The 15,649-nt window shown below is 59.5% G+C and carries 12 protein-coding genes; 4 read left to right on the top strand and 8 right to left on the bottom strand.

The features are described from left to right. Nucleotides 1-64: 64 nt before the first annotated feature. Nucleotides 65-1,138: a hypothetical protein gene (locus H7U37_RS02480; RefSeq protein WP_204873330.1), complete on the bottom strand. Its 1,074-nt coding sequence runs from the start codon at nucleotides 1,136-1,138 to the stop codon at nucleotides 65-67. Between the two features lie 602 nt (nucleotides 1,139-1,740). Here H7U37_RS02480 and ygjK point away from each other — a divergent pair. After that, complete coding sequence (gene ygjK / locus H7U37_RS02475) at nucleotides 1,741-4,149, top strand: alpha-glucosidase (protein WP_204873328.1); 2,409 nt, start codon at nucleotides 1,741-1,743, stop codon at nucleotides 4,147-4,149. Between the two features lie 107 nt (nucleotides 4,150-4,256). Here ygjK and H7U37_RS02470 read toward each other — a convergent pair whose 3' ends face one another. The 5 genes from H7U37_RS02470 to H7U37_RS02450 form a co-directional block, all read right to left on the bottom strand. Next, entirely contained in the window at nucleotides 4,257-4,748 is a 492-nt protein-coding gene (locus H7U37_RS02470) for a hypothetical protein (protein WP_204873326.1), read from the bottom strand. Between the two features lie 105 nt (nucleotides 4,749-4,853). Next, entirely contained in the window at nucleotides 4,854-5,045 is a 192-nt protein-coding gene (locus tag H7U37_RS02465) for a hypothetical protein (RefSeq protein WP_204873324.1), read from the bottom strand. An 88-nt stretch (nucleotides 5,046-5,133) separates the two neighbouring features. Next, nucleotides 5,134-7,779, bottom strand: a complete 2,646-nt coding sequence (ppdK, locus tag H7U37_RS02460) for a pyruvate, phosphate dikinase (protein WP_204873323.1) — start codon at nucleotides 7,777-7,779, stop codon at nucleotides 5,134-5,136. A 240-nt stretch (nucleotides 7,780-8,019) separates the two neighbouring features. Further along, nucleotides 8,020-8,526 carry a cob(I)yrinic acid a,c-diamide adenosyltransferase gene (locus H7U37_RS02455; protein WP_204873321.1) on the bottom strand — a complete coding sequence of 169 codons (507 nt, stop codon included), beginning with the start codon at nucleotides 8,524-8,526 and terminating at the stop codon, nucleotides 8,020-8,022. After that, nucleotides 8,523-9,266, bottom strand: coding sequence for a nitroreductase family protein (locus H7U37_RS02450; RefSeq protein WP_204873319.1), 744 nt, complete (start codon nucleotides 9,264-9,266; stop codon nucleotides 8,523-8,525). Before H7U37_RS02450 ends, H7U37_RS02455 begins: the two co-directional genes overlap by 4 nt. 167 nt (nucleotides 9,267-9,433) lie before the next feature. Here H7U37_RS02450 and H7U37_RS02445 point away from each other — a divergent pair, with 167 nt between their 5' ends. The 3 genes from H7U37_RS02445 (at nucleotide 9,434) to H7U37_RS02435 (ending at nucleotide 12,348) form a co-directional block, all read left to right on the top strand. Continuing rightward, nucleotides 9,434-10,012 carry an inorganic diphosphatase gene (locus H7U37_RS02445; protein WP_204873317.1) on the top strand — a complete coding sequence of 193 codons (579 nt, stop codon included), beginning with the start codon at nucleotides 9,434-9,436 and terminating at the stop codon, nucleotides 10,010-10,012. A 123-nt stretch (nucleotides 10,013-10,135) separates the two neighbouring features. Next, a complete protein-coding gene (glf, locus tag H7U37_RS02440; protein WP_204873315.1) occupies nucleotides 10,136-11,308 on the top strand; it encodes a UDP-galactopyranose mutase in 1,173 nt (390 codons plus the stop codon). 62 nt (nucleotides 11,309-11,370) lie between these two features. Then, nucleotides 11,371-12,348: a glycosyltransferase family 2 protein gene (locus H7U37_RS02435; protein ID WP_204873400.1), complete on the top strand. Its 978-nt coding sequence runs from the start codon at nucleotides 11,371-11,373 to the stop codon at nucleotides 12,346-12,348. A gap of 58 nt (nucleotides 12,349-12,406) precedes the next feature. Here the strand turns inward: H7U37_RS02435 and H7U37_RS02430 are convergent, their stop codons facing one another. Further along, nucleotides 12,407-14,758: a SpoIIE family protein phosphatase gene (locus tag H7U37_RS02430; RefSeq protein WP_204873313.1), complete on the bottom strand. Its 2,352-nt coding sequence runs from the start codon at nucleotides 14,756-14,758 to the stop codon at nucleotides 12,407-12,409. A 334-nt stretch (nucleotides 14,759-15,092) separates the two neighbouring features. Further along, a partial coding sequence (locus tag H7U37_RS02425; protein WP_204873311.1) for a PepSY domain-containing protein occupies nucleotides 15,093-15,649 on the bottom strand: 557 nt, incomplete at its 5' end.

The following is a 15,649-nucleotide window of genomic DNA, read 5'->3' as shown; positions in this document are numbered from 1 at the left end:
TTATGCTTGGTTATATTCCTCGCCCTGGATATGATGCGTTAGCTTCCGGGCAGAGACTGATTGCTTAATGGAGACGGTAATCTTTCGCGGTATAGACGCTGACGGCGGCGTTGGAGCTGAGGAATTTGGACCAGGAATAGGTGGCGATCTGGATGCCGTTCTTTCCGTCCACATTACACTCAAAGACAGTCACGCCGTTGGTGTCGCTGGAGAGGAAGATCATGGAGTGAGAGCCGCCGTGGCTGCGCCGCACCTGGATAAAGTCGCCGGCTCTTGCCTTGGAAAAGAGATTGCTCACCGTGGTGTTGCTGGCAGAAGAGAGATCAGAAATACTGCCAACCAGGGAGGTATTGCTGGAAGAAATGCTAATCTGATAGTTGTTGGGCTTGCTCTTCGTGGAACCGATGTTATAGCCGAACAAAATCATATGAACCTTTTTGGCAAAGCCCTTGCACTGCTCGTTGGCATATTCACCAGTATATCGTGTTCCGGTACGATAGACCCCATTTCCGTAGCTGCCGTTGGCCATATTCTGGAGGCGGTCATAGATCTGCTGCTCGGCATCGGACAGGGAGGGCGAAGAAGTTGTGCCGCCGGCGCAATATTTGTTATAGTCAGAGGCATTACACCAGGCAAGACGATAGGCCGAGCCGGAGGTGGGATAGAGGATCTGGTATTTGCTGCCGGAGGTGGCGACCAGATAGACGGTATCGCCCTTGCTGACATAGTAGCTGCCGGAGAGCGAGGTGCTGCTCCTCAGAGAGCAGTTGAACGTTCCAGTACTGGTGGTTTTGGCATGGGAAGCGTTGTTATCGCTGATGGCCGAAAGGGGGATGTAGGCATAGACACGCTTGCTGGAGGTGGGATAGGACACATAGGCCCAGTATTTCCCGTTGGAAACCCCCGCGTCAATCAGATACAGCTCATCCGTCCGGTTGTCGATGTAGGAGGTGCTGGAAGCGCCATAGGTAACGGTTCCTCTGGTGGAGAGGCTTTGGCTGGTGTAGGGAATGGTGGTTCCGCTGCTGGACAAGGTATAGGTCTTGGCATAACGGGAGCTGGAAAGGATATCGAAAGCGGTGGTAGAAGCGGCGGAGGAAGAGATGAGGAACATGCTGCAAAGGATGGCCAAAGCCAAAAGCAGGGACAAGATGCGTTTTGTAGTTTTTATTTTTCTTTCTCCTTTTCCAAATAAAATTCCGTTGGCGGTGCCCGAGGCAGATTCAGCCGTGCCTCGTCGCTGTTGATAAAATCCGTCATATCAACCTGACGTTTGTGGACTGCTCCACGATTCAATTGTCTGGAAGCAGTTTTCCTGTCCCCATTTTTATAAACGGAAGGTTTCCGGAAAATCAGACTCCTTCAACACCTAATATTTTTGGAAGTTTGCCGCGGCCGCTCTGCCGGAGCAGGCTTTTTACAGGTGGAACAGAAAATGTACATGCTTTTGTTGTGTGCGTCTATCAAAAACACTGCCTTTTATATGGAAATCCAATGAACAAATAAAAAACAGAAAAAACAGCTTCCATCACACAGGTAAATTAACCAAATGGTGGAAAACAAGAAACTGTAAGAAAATAACTTTAATTTCCATAAAAACAAGGGGCTTTTAGGAAAAATGCATAAGAAAACTGAAGAAAATATGTCAGATTATATGATTGCAAAAAGTGTATAAAATAGGCTATACTATGGGCTGAAAGGGACAATTTAGAAAAACATGAAGAGAAATGGGAGGATTTTATGGTACTAAAGAACAAGGTGAAACAGGTTGTCCGCCGCGGCGGCGCCGCCGCGCTGGCGGCTGCATTCGGCGTTTTGGCCGGATGTCAGGCGCCCGACAGTCAGACCAGTCAGACGCCGGACAACAACCAGACCACTGCCCAGCAGACCGTGGGCGAACGGGCGCAGCAGTTCCCCGATGTGCTGAATGTGTACGCCGATCCCGGACAGGTCCTCTATGGCACATACAGCACCAACAAGTACAATAACTTTGCCGATCTGGGCGCCTGGCACGGCTACTACCTCCATGAGCAGGATGCCACCCATCTCTACGGCGGATTTGCCGGCCCGGTGATCATCGCCGAGGAGTACCCCGTCAACCTGTCCGGCGCCATCAGCCGCCTTCAGATCACCGACGCGGAAGGCAACGCCTACGACCTCACCCAGGCCAAGGCGGAAGGGACCTATTACCCCGGCCGTCTGGTGCAGACCTATGAGCTGGACGCGCTGAAGGTGACCATGGAGCTGGTCTATGGCAGCAACCGTACCGCTATCATCCGCACCGTCATTGAGAACAAGACCGACGGCGCGCTGGAGCTGAATCTCTCCTGGACGGGCGACCTCTACCAGCAGTTTGCCAAGGACGACGAGCGGGCGGACGAGCCGGTGGATATGGGCACCACTTTGGCGGCCACCGAGGACGGCGTTCAGGTGGACTTCAGCGAGATCCGCAGCACCTGGTGGTACATGACCAGGGAGGAAAACCAGTTCCGCATTGCCCACGACAGGGCGGTCACCACCACCGTGGACGAGGATCAAAACACCTATATGACCACCGCCAATGAGCCGGTGAAGCTGGCCGCGGGAGAGAGCTGCTGTACTTATGAGACCCAGAGCTGGACCTTCACCCAGGAGGAGGCTCAGGCCGAGGCGGCCAAGGTCACCGATATGCTGGCCAACGGCGAGGACTATTTTGCCCTTTCCGCCCAGCGCTGGGAGACCTATCTGGATAAGACCTTTGACGGCCACGACAGCGCCGACGAGCAGTATCAGCGTGCGGTGGTCAAGTCCATAGAGACCCTCACCACCAACTGGCGCAGCGCCGCCGGCGCCCTGGAGCATGACGGCGTGGTCCCCTCCATGTCCTATCAGTACTTCATCGGCATGTGGGCCTGGGACTCCTGGAAGCAGGCTGTGGGCGTGTCGGTCTTTAACGGCGAGCTGGCCCAGAATAATATCCGTGCTCTGTTTGATTATCAGATTCAGGCCGACGATCCCCTCCGCCCCTACGACGAGGGCGCTATCATCGACTGTATTTTCTACAACCAGAACGAGGCCCGGGGAGAGGACGGCGGCAACTGGAACGAGCGCAACTCCAAGCCGGCGCTGGCGGCCTGGGCGGTGTGGAACGTCTACCAGCAGACCGGGGACAAGGCGTTCCTGGAGGAGATGTATCCCAAGCTGGTCAGCTATCATGAGTGGTGGTACACCAACCGGGACACCGACCAGAACGGCATCGCCGAGTATGGCGCCATGGTGGACGACGCCCACTATCAGATGGACGATGAGGGCAACTTCATTACCGACGAGAACGGCAACCGCATCCTCAACCCCGAGGCGGTGATTGAGGCGGCGGCCTGGGAGAGCGGCATGGACAACGCCCCCCGGTTTGACCAGGAGGGCAGCGGGGAGGATGACATCGGCGTCCAGGTCTTTGAGAACAGGGACGCCTCCGGCCAGGTAGTGGGCTACTCCATCAACCAGGAGTCGGTGGATCTGAACGCCTACCTGTATGCCGAAAAGGGCTTCCTCAAGTCCATGGCCGAGGAGTTGGGCAAGACCGAGGACGTGGAGCGGTACGAGACCGAAGCGGCCTATGTCCGCGATTACATCAACACCATGATGTATGACGAGGAGACCGGCTACTATTACGATCTCCAGACCAACCAGGACGGTTCCGAGAAGAAGCTGCTGGTGAATCGCGGCAAGGGTCCCGAGGGCTGGATTCCGCTGTGGGCCAAGGCTGCCACCCAGGCCCAGGCCGACCGCGTGGTGGAAAACATGATGGACGAGGGCAAGTTCAACACCTTTGTGCCGCTGGGTACGGTGTCCAAGGACAACCCCAGCTTTGAACCCGCCAAGTACTGGAGAGGCCCCGTGTGGCTGGACCAGGCCATGTACGGCGTGGAAGCCATGCAGAACTACGGCTACCAGGAAGAGGCCCAGGCCATGGCCTACAAGATCTTTGACAACTGTGAGGGCCTGCTGGAGGATGGCGCCATCCGGGAGAACTACAACCCCGAGACCGGCGAGGGGCTCCACACGGCCAACTTCAGCTGGTCGGCCTCCTCGTTCTATTCTCTCTACCGCAATACCCTGACCGGAGACCACACCACTTCGCAGACCGGTTTTGACATTCCCCAGGCATAACGCTCCAAACAAGTGCCCGGCGCTGTATCTCAACGGATACAGCGCCGGGCGTTTATATTGTTTTTTCCATAGTTTAATAAACAGGGTGATAAAAGCGGCCCAGATTCTTATTTCTTAAATCCAAAATATTCATCACAGCATCGGGGGATGCAATAGGCCATTTTTTCATCAACCGCAGTGCCATAGATTTGGAGCTTATGACCACCCTTTTTGTGATATACAGAGATTCTTCTTCCTTTATTGACAGAGTCATTTCCTAAACATGCCATTGCGGTTGCCTGCGGAAAAACAGAAAATGTTTTTTGATCGGAGCCGGGAGCGGCACAAACGATAACTACAATATTTTCCCGGCCCGCTTCTGCAAATTCGCCCAGGCGCTTCTGCTCTTCCTCTGTAAAAGAGATATTCCATCGGGTACCGGATTTTGTTTTACTGGGAGATGCGGAGTACTTTATGAAGGCTTTATAGTCTTTTGACCCTATGGAAAACCGGATCGCTTTGCTGTTTTTTCCCGCGTCAAACAGTACGGGTTCTACGTTATTAGAAATCAGATATGTGGAAAACGCGCCGCAGTAGTAATTAGCTTTCCCAGTATTCATTTTTATCTTTCCTTTCTGAAATATAGTTGCGCCGTGATTCTCCTTTGAGAAGGTGTACACTTATATATAAATTTTAAAAGTAAATTTGGTTCGATTTTTCAAACTTTATTTTTTATTTGGAGCCGTGCCAACACCATGGCTTAAAAAATGGCGGAATCCAAAGTCGTTTTTGAGCAGGCCAAACGCGTCCACCGCTTGGACGGATCGGCAAAGGCGAAGATGGATTCCGCTTTTTTGTATCATCCACCGCTGATTTTCTCTCTGAAAGGAAAAAGACAGACCGGGTAACCCGTTCATTCGGGCTAACCAGTCTGTCTTTTTTATCAACCTATTTTGCAACAGGCTCTTGCTGATTCAAATGTGGTATTCCGTTGCTGTGATACGATTACTTATCCATCGCACGGGGTGCTTTAATAGCAGCCTGGGCGGCGGCCAGACGGGCGATAGGCACACGGTAGGGGGAGCAGGAGACATAGTCGAGACCCACATTGTGGCAGAACTCCACGCTGGAGGGGTCGCCGCCGTGCTCGCCGCAGATGCCCAGCTTCAGGTCGGGGCGGGTCTGACGGCCCAGCTCCGCGGCCATCTTGACCAGCTTGCCCACGCCGGTCTGATCCAGACGGGCAAAGGGATCGCTTTCATAGATCTTGTTGTTGTAGTAGGCATCCAGGAACTTGCCGGCGTCATCGCGGGAGAAGCCGAAGGTCATCTGGGTCAGGTCGTTGGTGCCGAAGGAGAAGAACTCGGCCTCCTTGGCGATCTCGTCGGCGGTGAGAGCGGCGCGGGGGATCTCGATCATGGTACCCACGTGGTACTTCATGTCGGAACCGGCGGCCTGGAGCACCGCATCGGCGGTTTCGGTGACGGTCTTTTTGACGAAGGCCAGCTCCTTGACCTCACCCACCAGGGGGATCATGATCTCGGGCACGATCTCCCAGTCGGGATGACGGGACTGGACGTTCAGCGCGGCCTTGATGACGGCGCGGGTCTGCATGGCGGCAATCTCAGGATAGGTGACCGCCAGACGGCAGCCGCGGTGACCCATCATGGGGTTGAACTCGTGGAGGCCGGCGATGATGGCCTTGATGTCGGACACGCTCTTGCCCATATCCTTGGCCAGCAGCTCGATGTCGGCCTCTTCGGTGGGCACGAACTCGTGCAGCGGGGGGTCCAGGAAGCGGACGGTCATGGGATAGCCCTGGAGGGCCTCGTACATGGCCTCGAAGTCGCCCTGCTGCATGGGCTCCAGCTTGGCCAGAGCTTTTTCACGCTGCTCCACGGTGTCGGAGCAGATCATCTCCCGGATGGCGGGAATGCGGTCGGCCTCAAAGAACATATGCTCGGTGCGGCAGAGGCCGATGCCCTGGGCGCCGTATTCCACGGCCTGCTTGGTGTCGCGGGGGTTGTCGGCGTTGGTGCGCACCTTCAGCTGGCGGTACTTGTCAGCCCAGGCCATGATGCGGGCGAAGTAGCCGGAGTTGGGGTCGGCGGGCACGGTGGGAACGGCCTCGCCGTAGATGTTGCCGGTGGTGCCGTCCAGGCTGATCCAGTCGCCCTCGTGATAGGTGCGGCCGGCCAGCTCAAACTGCTTGTTTTCCTCGTCCATCTTGATGGCGCCGCAGCCGGACACACAGCAGGTGCCCATGCCGCGGGCGACCACGGCGGCGTGAGAGGTCATACCGCCACGGACGGTCAGGATGCCCTGGGCGGCGACCATGCCCTCGATGTCCTCGGGAGAGGTCTCCAGACGGACCAGGACCACCTTCTCACCCCGGGCGGCCCATTCCTTGGCGTCCTCGGCGGAGAAAACGATCTTGCCGCAGGCGGCGCCGGGAGAGGCGGCCAGAGCGGAAGCCACAGGCGTGGCGGCCTTCAGGGCCTCGGCGTCAAACTGGGGATGGAGCAGGGCGTCCAGCTGCTTGGGATCGATCATGCAGACAGCCTGCTGCTCGGTGATCTGACCCTCGTCCACCAGATCGCAGGCGATCTTGATGGCGGCGGCGGCGGTACGCTTGCCGTTGCGGGTCTGAAGCATGTACAGCTTGCCGTTCTCCACGGTAAACTCCATGTCCTGCATATCATGATAGTGGTTCTCCAGACGCTGGCACACGTCCTTGAACTGGGCAAAGGCTTCGGGGAACTTGTCCGCCATCTCCTGGATGGGCATGGGGGTACGGACGCCGGCCACCACGTCCTCGCCCTGGGCGTTGGTGAGGAACTCGCCCATGAGTTCCTTCTCGCCGGTGGCGGGGTTACGGGTAAAGGCCACGCCGGTGCCGCAGTCGTCGCCCATGTTGCCGAAGGCCATGGACTGGACGTTGACGGCGGTGCCCCAGGAGCCGGGGATGTCGTTCAGACGGCGGTAGGTAATGGCGCGGGGGTTGTTCCAGGAACGGAACACGGCCTTGACGGCGCCCATGAGCTGCTCCTTGGGATCGGAGGGGAAGTCGGCGCCGATCTTCTCCTTATATTCGGCCTTGAACTGCTCGGCCAGCTCCTTGAGATCGTCGGCGGTGAGCTCGGTATCCTGGGTGACGCCCCGGTCGGCCTTCATCTTGTCGATGAGCTCCTCAAAATACTTCTTGCCCACTTCCATGACCACGTCGGAGTACATCTGGATGAAGCGACGATAGCAGTCGTAGGCCCAGCGGGGATTGCCGGACTTGCGGGCCATGACCTCCACCACGTCCTCGTTGAGGCCCAGGTTGAGGATGGTGTCCATCATGCCGGGCATGGAGGCCCGGGCGCCGGAACGGACGGAGACCAGCAGAGGATTCTCCAGGTCGCCGAACTTCTTGCCGGTGGTCTCCTCCAGCATGACGATGTACTCCATGATCTGAGCCTGGATCTCGTCGTTGATGACCTCGCCGTCGTTGTAGTACTGGTTGCAGGCCTCGGTGGTAACCGTAAAGCCCTGGGGAACGGGCATCCCCAGACTGGTCATTTCAGCCAGGTTGGCGCCCTTGCCGCCCAGCAGCTCCCGCATGCTGCCGTTGCCCTCGCTGAACTGGTAAACGTATTTATAGCCCATGTTAGTTCCCTCCTAAAAGGTTTAGCATAAAGAAATTATACCATTTGTCCAAAGAAATGCAATAGAAAGTTTTTATACTTATGCAATCTAACATTTTTAGAAGAAATAATGGGGAAAATAAGGCAATTTCCCTTTTTTCACAAAGTTTATGTGTAAAATAGCAGGGCGGGGGAGAGGAGGCTCCCACCGCCCTGCCTGAGGCTATGCAAAAAACCGCCGGAAAAGGCCGTATTTTTCCATTTACCATTCCACGCCCTGCCGGGCGCTGAGACCGTGGTCGAAGGGATGGCGGACCTTGACCATTTCGGTGATATAATCCGCCCGGTCCAGGAGGAGCTGGGGCGGATTGCGGCCGGTGATGACCACCTCCGTGTCCGGGTGGGCGTCCAAAAAATCCAGTACCGGCGTGAGAGGGACCATGCCGGCGGTGAGGGCGGCGCACAGCTCGTCCAGCACCAGCAATTGGGCCTGCGCGCCGGCGGTGAGGGCGTGTTCCAGCAGCGCGGTCTGCCGCCCGGCCTCCTGTTGTTTTTCCGCCTCGGTCATGCGGAAGGTGAACTTCATGCTTTGGGGGAGGGGCAGCAGGGTGACGGTGGGCAGCAGGGAAAGGGCCTTCCGCTCGCCGCTTCCCTCCGCTTTGAGGAACTGGGCCACCACCACCCGGACGCCGTGGCCCGCCGCCCGCAGGGCCAGACCCATGGCGGCGGTGGTCTTGCCCTTGCTTTCTCCGCAGTAGAGATGGATCATGACGGCTCCTCCGGGGTGACGAAATCCGCCAGATAGGCCGCCGCGGACCGGCTCATCTCGCGGGAAAAATCCGAATCATATTTTCGGGCGTGAAAAGCCTTCACCCAGCCGTCCCAGTCCTGACCGCCGGTGCGGCCGTTCAGCATGGCCCGCAGAGCGGGACCGTCCAGGGGCCGGTAGCCGTTTTCGTGGACCACATAGTCCAGATCCACCCGTTCCGGCTTGGGACGCTCCCGCTGCTGATCGGTGGGCCAGCCCAGGACCAGCATGGCGGCGGGGAAGACCCAGCGGGGCAGGCCGAGAAGCTGCCGGTGGAAGGCGCAGCGCTCCATGATGTCCCCGATATAGCAGGAGCCCAGGCCCAGGCTGTCGGCGGCCACCACGGCGTTCTGGGCGGCGATGAGGGCGTCGTCCACCGCCAGCAGCAGGTCGCCGGGGCCGGGCGCCCGGGGAGTACAGCCCGCCTCCACGTAGGCGTCATACCACTTGCGGCAGTCGGCGCAGAAGATGAGCACCACCGGCGCTTTGGCGATGAAGGGCTGATGGTCGCAGCTCTCGGCCAGGGCGTCCTTCAGACGCTGGTCGGTGATATCCAGGATGGTGTAAAGCTGCTGGTTGCCGGCGGTGGGGGCCTGGACGGCGGCTTCCAGGATCTGCGTTTTCAGCGCGCCGTCCACCGGCGCGTCGGTAAAGACCCGCACCGATTTCCTCCGGTGCAGGCGGGTCAGGGTTTCGTTCATGGGCGGTCTCCTTTCTTTGGGGGCGTCTCAAAGGGGCTGGACGCTCTCTTGTATTTTACACCAAAGCGGGTTATAATGAAACATACGGTAAAATATATAGTTAAATTGCACAATATTGTCATAAAAAAACAAATAAGGACATGCTTAACAGAAAGGAGCGATACATAATGCACAACATATGGCATGACATCAGCCCCAAACGTATCCAGCCGGAGGATTTTGTGGCCGTCATCGAGATTCCCAAGGGCTGTAAAAAGAAGTATGAGCTGGATAAAGAGACCGGTCTCATCATTCTGGACCGGGTGCTCCACACCTCCACCCACTATCCGGCCAATTACGGCTTTATTCCCCGTACCTACGGCGACGACGGCGACCCGCTGGACGTGCTGGTCCTCTGTTCCGAGGAGATCGACCCCATGACCCTGGTGCGCTGCTATCCCATCGGCTATATCGACATGCGGGACGGCGGCAAGCGGGACGAAAAAATCATCGCCATCCCCTTCAGCGACCCCACCTACAACGGCTATAACGACCTGTCCGAGCTGCCCCCCCATATTTTTGACGAGATGTCCCACTTTTTCAGCATCTACAAGGCCCTGGAAGGGAAGGAGACCGTGGCCGGCGAGGTCAACGACCGGGCCGGCGCGGTGCGGGTCATCCGGGAGGCCATGCGCCATTACAACGACTGCTTTGCCGGCGGCGACCACCAGATCCGCTTTGAGGAAATCGACAATTCCAACCGTTAAGACCGTCGGATTTAAGGAAAACTTAAATCCTTTTCCCATTTGCAAGGCGCTGGAAATGTGGTAAAATCTTTCTTGTCAATTATGTATCCCAACAAAGCAAGAGAGAATATGAGGTGTATCCCAATGGATCAGAACTTCGACTGCCTGGTCATCGGCGCGGGCTTTGCCGGCGCGGTAGCCGCCCGGGAGCTGGCCGAACGGGGCGGCAAGCGGGTGCTGGTGCTGGAACGCCGGGACCATATCGGCGGCAATGCCTACGACTGCCTGGACAACGCCGGCGTCCTCATCCACCAGTATGGCCCCCATATCTTCCATACCGCCAACCGGCGGGTCTATGAGTACCTGTCCCGCTTCACCCAATGGCGCGATTATCAGCACCGGGTGGTGGCCAACGTCTACGGCGTGGAGATGCCGGTGCCCTTTAATCTGACTAGTTTGATGCTGGCCTTCGGCCTGGAAAAAGCCGAGATCCTGGAGCAGAAGCTGGTGGAGGCCTATGGCCCGGAAAAGAAGGTCACCATTCTGGAGCTGCGGCAGAACCCCGACCCCCAGATCGCCGATCTGGCCGAGTATGTCTACCAGCATGTGTTCCTCTACTATACGATGAAGCAGTGGGGCCAGAAGCCGGAGGAGATCGACCCCAACACCACAGCCCGGGTGCCGGTGTTTCTCAGCCGGGACGACCGGTATTTCCAGGACCCCTATCAGGGCATGCCCCTGGAGGGCTATACTCCCCTCTTCCGGCGTATGCTGCACCACCCCAACATTACGGTGGTGCTGGGGGAGGACGCCTCCCGCCGGATGACCCTTCCCGAGGAGGGCGGCGTGCTGCTGGACGGCGCGCCCTTTACCGGTCCCGTTATCTACACCGGCGCGGTGGACGAGCTGTTCGGCTGCCGCTTCGGCCGGCTGCCCTACCGCACCCTGGACTTCCGCTTTGAGACCTACGACGTGGATCAGTGGCAGTCCCACGCCACCGTCAACTATACCGTCAGCGAGCCCTGGACCCGCATCACGGAGTTTAAGCTCCTCACCGGCCAGGTGCTGCCCGGCAAGACCACCATCGCCAAAGAGATCTCCCGGCCCTACACCGCCGAGGACGGACAGATCCCCTATTACGCCATCATCAACCCGGAGAACAACGCCCTCTATGCCCGCTACAAGGCCCTGGCGGAGGGGCGCGGCCGGTTCTATCTGCTGGGCCGTCTGGCGGAGTACAAGTATTACAACATGGACGCCATCGTGGCCCGGGCGCTGGAGCTGTGCGATGGCCTCCTTGAGGAGAAAGGTGTGTGAGCCCCTTGGACAACCAGAAAATCATAACCTTTGCCGTGCCCTGCTATAACTCCGCGGCCTATATGGACCACTGCATCGAGACGCTGCTCACCGGCGGACCGGACATCGAGATCATCCTGGTGGACGACGGCTCCACCAAGGACGATACCCCCGCCATCTGTGACCGGTGGGCCGAGCGGTACCCCGATATCATCCGAGTCATCCACCAGGAGAACGGCGGACATGGCGAGGGCGTCAACCAGGGCATCCGCAATGCCGCGGGCGTCTATTATAAGGTAGTGGACTCGGACGACTGGCTGGATACGGAGGCGCTGTCCAAGGTGCTGGACAAGCTGCGGGAGTTCATCCGCCGGGGCCATCCCCTGGATCTGATGGTGTGCAACTACGTCTATGAGCACGTGGAGGACAACACCCAAAAGGTGATGCGGTATACCAACGTCTTTCCCCGCAACCGGGTGTTTACCTGGAATGAGATTGGCCGGTTCCGTCCGTCTCAGTATCTGCTTATGCACTCGGTCATTTACCGCACCCAGCTGCTGCGGGACTGCGGCATTGAGCTGCCCAAGCACACCTTCTACGTGGACAATATTTTTGTGTACCAGCCCCTGCCCTATGTCAAGACCATCTACTATATGGACCTGGACCTTTACCGGTACTTCATCGGCCGGGCGGACCAGAGCGTCAACGAGAAGGTCATGGTGGGCCGGGTGGACCAGCAGGTGCGCATCACCCGCATCATGATTGACGCCCACGACCTCAACCAGGTGCACCAGAGCCAGCCCAAGCTGGGCCGCTATATGTTCAATTACCTCTCTATGATGCTCACCATCTCCTCGGTGTTCCTCATCATCGACGGCTCTCCCGCCGCCCTGGGCAAGCGTACCGAGCTTTGGGAGTATCTGCGCACGGTGGACCGCCGCCTGTACCACCGGATGAAATACCGCGCCCTGTCCGCCGTGTCCAACATCCCCGGCTATCAGGGCCGCCGGCTGTCGGTGGGGCTCTACCATCTGGCCCGCAAAATTTATAAGTTCAACTGAATTTGCGCGGAAAACGCGGACAAAAAAGTCAGGGACCCCTTTGGGGCCCCTGACTTTTTCACTTGCTCCGCTTGTCCAGCCGCAGGAGGAGAGCGGTGCGGTCATCCTCGCCGCCGCCCCGGCGGCTGCTCTCGTCGATGAGGATGCGGGCGATCTCTTTGGGACTGCTGCCGTCAAAAGAGCGCAGCCGCTCCCGCAGCCACACATCCCCGCCGCTGCCTGCCACCCCGTCGGTGACCATGAGCACGCAGTCGCCGGGGGAGAGCTGAAAGCGGGATACGTCGGGCAGAGCCGTGCCGCCCGGCGCCAGACCGGCGGGTAGGGAGGCGCCGGTCACCCGGGTGACGGTGGCGCCCTTTTTGACATAGGTAGGGGCGGCGCCGAATTTATAGACCGCCGCGCTGCCGGTGAAAAGGTCCAGGGCCAACAGGTCGATGGTGGTAAAGCTGCCCGTCTCCTCCCCCTTGAGCGAGAGGGCGCCGGACAGGGTGCGCAGCGCCTCCTCGGGAGAGACCCCCGCCCGAAGGAATTTTTCCAGCAGATCCACCACCTCGCCGCTCTCCCGGTTGGCGTCGGGACCGCTCCCCATGCCGTCGCACAGCAGGACGTATACCTTGCCGTCCTCCCCCTTAAACCAAGCGCCGGTGTCGCCCGAAACCGTTTCCCCCTCCTTTTTGCGGGCCGCCACGCCGGCCACCGCCTGGTAGGGCTCCAGCTGGACCAGCACCGCCCGGTCCCGGCGGCCCTCTTCCTCCAGGGGACGCAGCGGCACCGACAACAGCCCGGAGAGCCGGTGGACCTCCTCCGGCTTGCGCAGCTGGCCCGCCCCGGGGCCGTCGGCCTCCACCCGGAGCCGGCCCCGCTCGTCGTAGAACACCGCACAGTCACACTCCAGCCCCTGGGCGGTGAGATGCTGCCGGAGACGCCGCTCCCGGCCGGGATCGGGGGCCAGCTCGGCGGAGAGTTCCGCCGCCGCCGCGCCCAACGCCGCCGCCAGCGCGCCGTATTGCCGGCAGACCTCGCCCCGGTTGTCCTTGATCCGGCTCTGATACTGCCGCCGGGTGAAAAGGGCGGACAGCTCCTCATTGGCGGCGGCCAGGAACTGAGGGAATTTTTGACACCGGTCGGAGAAATAACCGGGAAAATCCTCCCCTTCGCCGTGGCCCCGCTCCAGCATGGCGGGGAGGGCGTCGTTGAGGGCGTTGTAGGTGCTCACATAATCCCGCTGCCAGCAGACGATCTGAAGGGAGCAGGTGCGGCACACCCGGGAGGCGGCGCGGTCAAAGATGACGGCGGTGTCGTTGTCGTTGCGTCCGCCGGCGCACACGGGACGCAGGGCGCTGTGGAGGTCGCGGAAGGCCTGGGCGGTCTCTTCCAGCCGGCGGCGGGCGTAGGCCATAGCCCGGGCCTTGGTGTCCTGCCGGGTTTCCCGGACCAGCAAGGCCTGGATGCGGCGCAGGACGGACTTGGGGGTGAGGAGAAAGAGGACCGAGGCGACAAAAACCTCATAGAGCAGGGAGAGATGGAGCCCGTTGTCCCAGCTCCAAAGCACTGCCAGAGCGTTGGACAGGACATAGGCCATCGCCACCGCCATCCGTCCCTGCCGGTGAAAGGCCCCGGACATCACGCCGGCCAGGGCGTAGGCCATGGCGTAAAAGGGAACGCCCTCCGAGGAGAGATCCATCCCCACGCCGGCGGCCACGCCCACCGCCGCGCCCGCCCCCATCCCGCCGGCGGAGGCGCACAGAAGGACGGCCAGCGCCGCCGCCGCCCGTCCCAGAGACACCGAATCCAGAATGGTGACCTTGGAGAGGGTCATCAGCACCGTACCGCCCAGCAGCAGGAGACTGATGGTCTGCCGGACGGTCAGCGGTTCTTCTTCCCGGGCGGCCTTCCAGGGGGAAAAGGCGATGCGGCAGAAGTAGGCGGATGCCGCCACCAGCAGCACCTCTGTGGAAAAAAAGATCACGTCGGAGGGATACCAGTGGGTATCCGAGAGATAGACCGCGCCGGTGACGGCATCCACCAGCGCGGCGGCCAGAGGGGCAAACCAGCCACGGCGGCTGAGTCTGCCGCCGTAAAAGGCAAAGGCCACCGAATAGATCAGAATGGCCGAGGCGGAGTAGCGCAGGCCGTCCAAAAAGCCCTGGAAGCTGAAATAGCCAAAGCAGGCCCCCAGCAGGGCAAAGAGTCCGTCCGCGCCCGCGCCGGAAGCCGCCACCAGCCCCAGACCAAAGGGCGCATATCCGCCGAAAATTTCCGCGCCGGACAGCAGCGCGCCCAACAGGAAGTGCATGGCACACTCGGCTGTGCGCACCAGCGCCGGAGCGCGCAGCACCAGCTTTCCCGTTTCCCGCATTTCCTCGCCCATTCGGGCCGCCCGGCTCCGCAGGCTGTCTTTTGTGGCCATGGCCTCGTCCTCCTTTGTGCTCCCGGTGTGGGTGTTCCACATTATAATCCATATTGTGGAAAAACCGGGTCGGATGGGGGAGGGCGGATGGGACGACTATGGCGCGGTTTTTGGCGCGCGAGCCGGGTTTTTTATCAAATCACCCTGCTTGGGTGGAGGATTTGCCCGGTCCGGGCGGCGCAAAAGGAGGCCCCGGACTGTTGCCCAGGGCCAGATGAAAGTTTTCTTTGTCTGTTTTATCCGCAGGAGCAGGGAAACAAGGAGGCCCCGGACTGTTGGTCCGGGGCCAGATGAAAGCTTTCTTTGCCTACTTTCTTTCTCGAAAGAAAGTAGGTTAGTCGTGTTCATATTTGAGGATGGCGCCGGTGGCGGCGTCTATCTCATACTCGTACTCATGGCCGCCGGCGACGAACTCCAGCTCATAATAGACCTGTCCGTCGTCCTCGTCCCGCTCGGCCTTGTCAAAGTAGACCTGATCGGCGGTAAGACCGGCGTGGGCAAGGGCAATGCTCTTTGCCTCTTCCAGGGAGTAATTGACCGCACCCAGATCCTTTCGCTCGGCTTCCAGAATCGTGCCGGAGGTGGTGTCCACCTTGTATTCAAACTCCGCCGAGGCGGTGTAGAACTCCAGCTCATAATATTTCTGACCGTGGTCGTGCTCCAGCTCGGTTTTGGTAAAGACCGCCTGGGAGGCGGACACCCCCGCATGCTGCAAGGCAATTTGCTGGCAGGCTTCGGCGTCATAGGCGTTCGCTCCGTGCTGTCCGCCGGAGCCGCTCCCGCTGGGCGAGGGGGCGGCGGAGCTGACAGACTGGGTGGGCGGAGCCGTGGGAGCGGTGGTCGGAGACGGGGCAGGGGTGGAGACGGCGGCGCTCTGGGTGGGTGTAGGCG

It is taken from the genome of Pseudoflavonifractor phocaeensis (assembly GCF_016901735.1).
GTDB lineage: Bacteria > Bacillota > Clostridia > Oscillospirales > Oscillospiraceae > Pseudoflavonifractor_A.
Note: the sequence above shows the minus strand (reverse complement) of the source record. Positions and strands in the feature narration are given on the sequence as shown.

What these genes read in the sequence shown, in the direction of transcription:
- ygjK (WP_204873328.1), top strand. Translation starts at nt 1,741, where the DNA reads ATGGTACTAAAGAACAAGGTGAAACAGGTTGTCCGCCGCGGCGGCGCC.
- H7U37_RS02445 (WP_204873317.1), top strand. Translation starts at nt 9,434, where the DNA reads ATGCACAACATATGGCATGACATCAGCCCCAAACGTATCCAGCCGGAG.
- H7U37_RS02450 (WP_204873319.1), bottom strand. Translation starts at nt 9,266, where the DNA reads ATGAACGAAACCCTGACCCGCCTGCACCGGAGGAAATCGGTGCGGGTC.
- H7U37_RS02430 (WP_204873313.1), bottom strand. Translation starts at nt 14,758, where the DNA reads ATGGCCACAAAAGACAGCCTGCGGAGCCGGGCGGCCCGAATGGGCGAG.
- H7U37_RS02465 (WP_204873324.1), bottom strand. Translation starts at nt 5,045, where the DNA reads ATGAACGGGTTACCCGGTCTGTCTTTTTCCTTTCAGAGAGAAAATCAG.
- glf (WP_204873315.1), top strand. Translation starts at nt 10,136, where the DNA reads ATGGATCAGAACTTCGACTGCCTGGTCATCGGCGCGGGCTTTGCCGGC.
- H7U37_RS02470 (WP_204873326.1), bottom strand. Translation starts at nt 4,748, where the DNA reads ATGAATACTGGGAAAGCTAATTACTACTGCGGCGCGTTTTCCACATAT.
- H7U37_RS02455 (WP_204873321.1), bottom strand. Translation starts at nt 8,526, where the DNA reads ATGATCCATCTCTACTGCGGAGAAAGCAAGGGCAAGACCACCGCCGCC.
- ppdK (WP_204873323.1), bottom strand. Translation starts at nt 7,779, where the DNA reads ATGGGCTATAAATACGTTTACCAGTTCAGCGAGGGCAACGGCAGCATG.
- H7U37_RS02435 (WP_204873400.1), top strand. Translation starts at nt 11,371, where the DNA reads ATGGACCACTGCATCGAGACGCTGCTCACCGGCGGACCGGACATCGAG.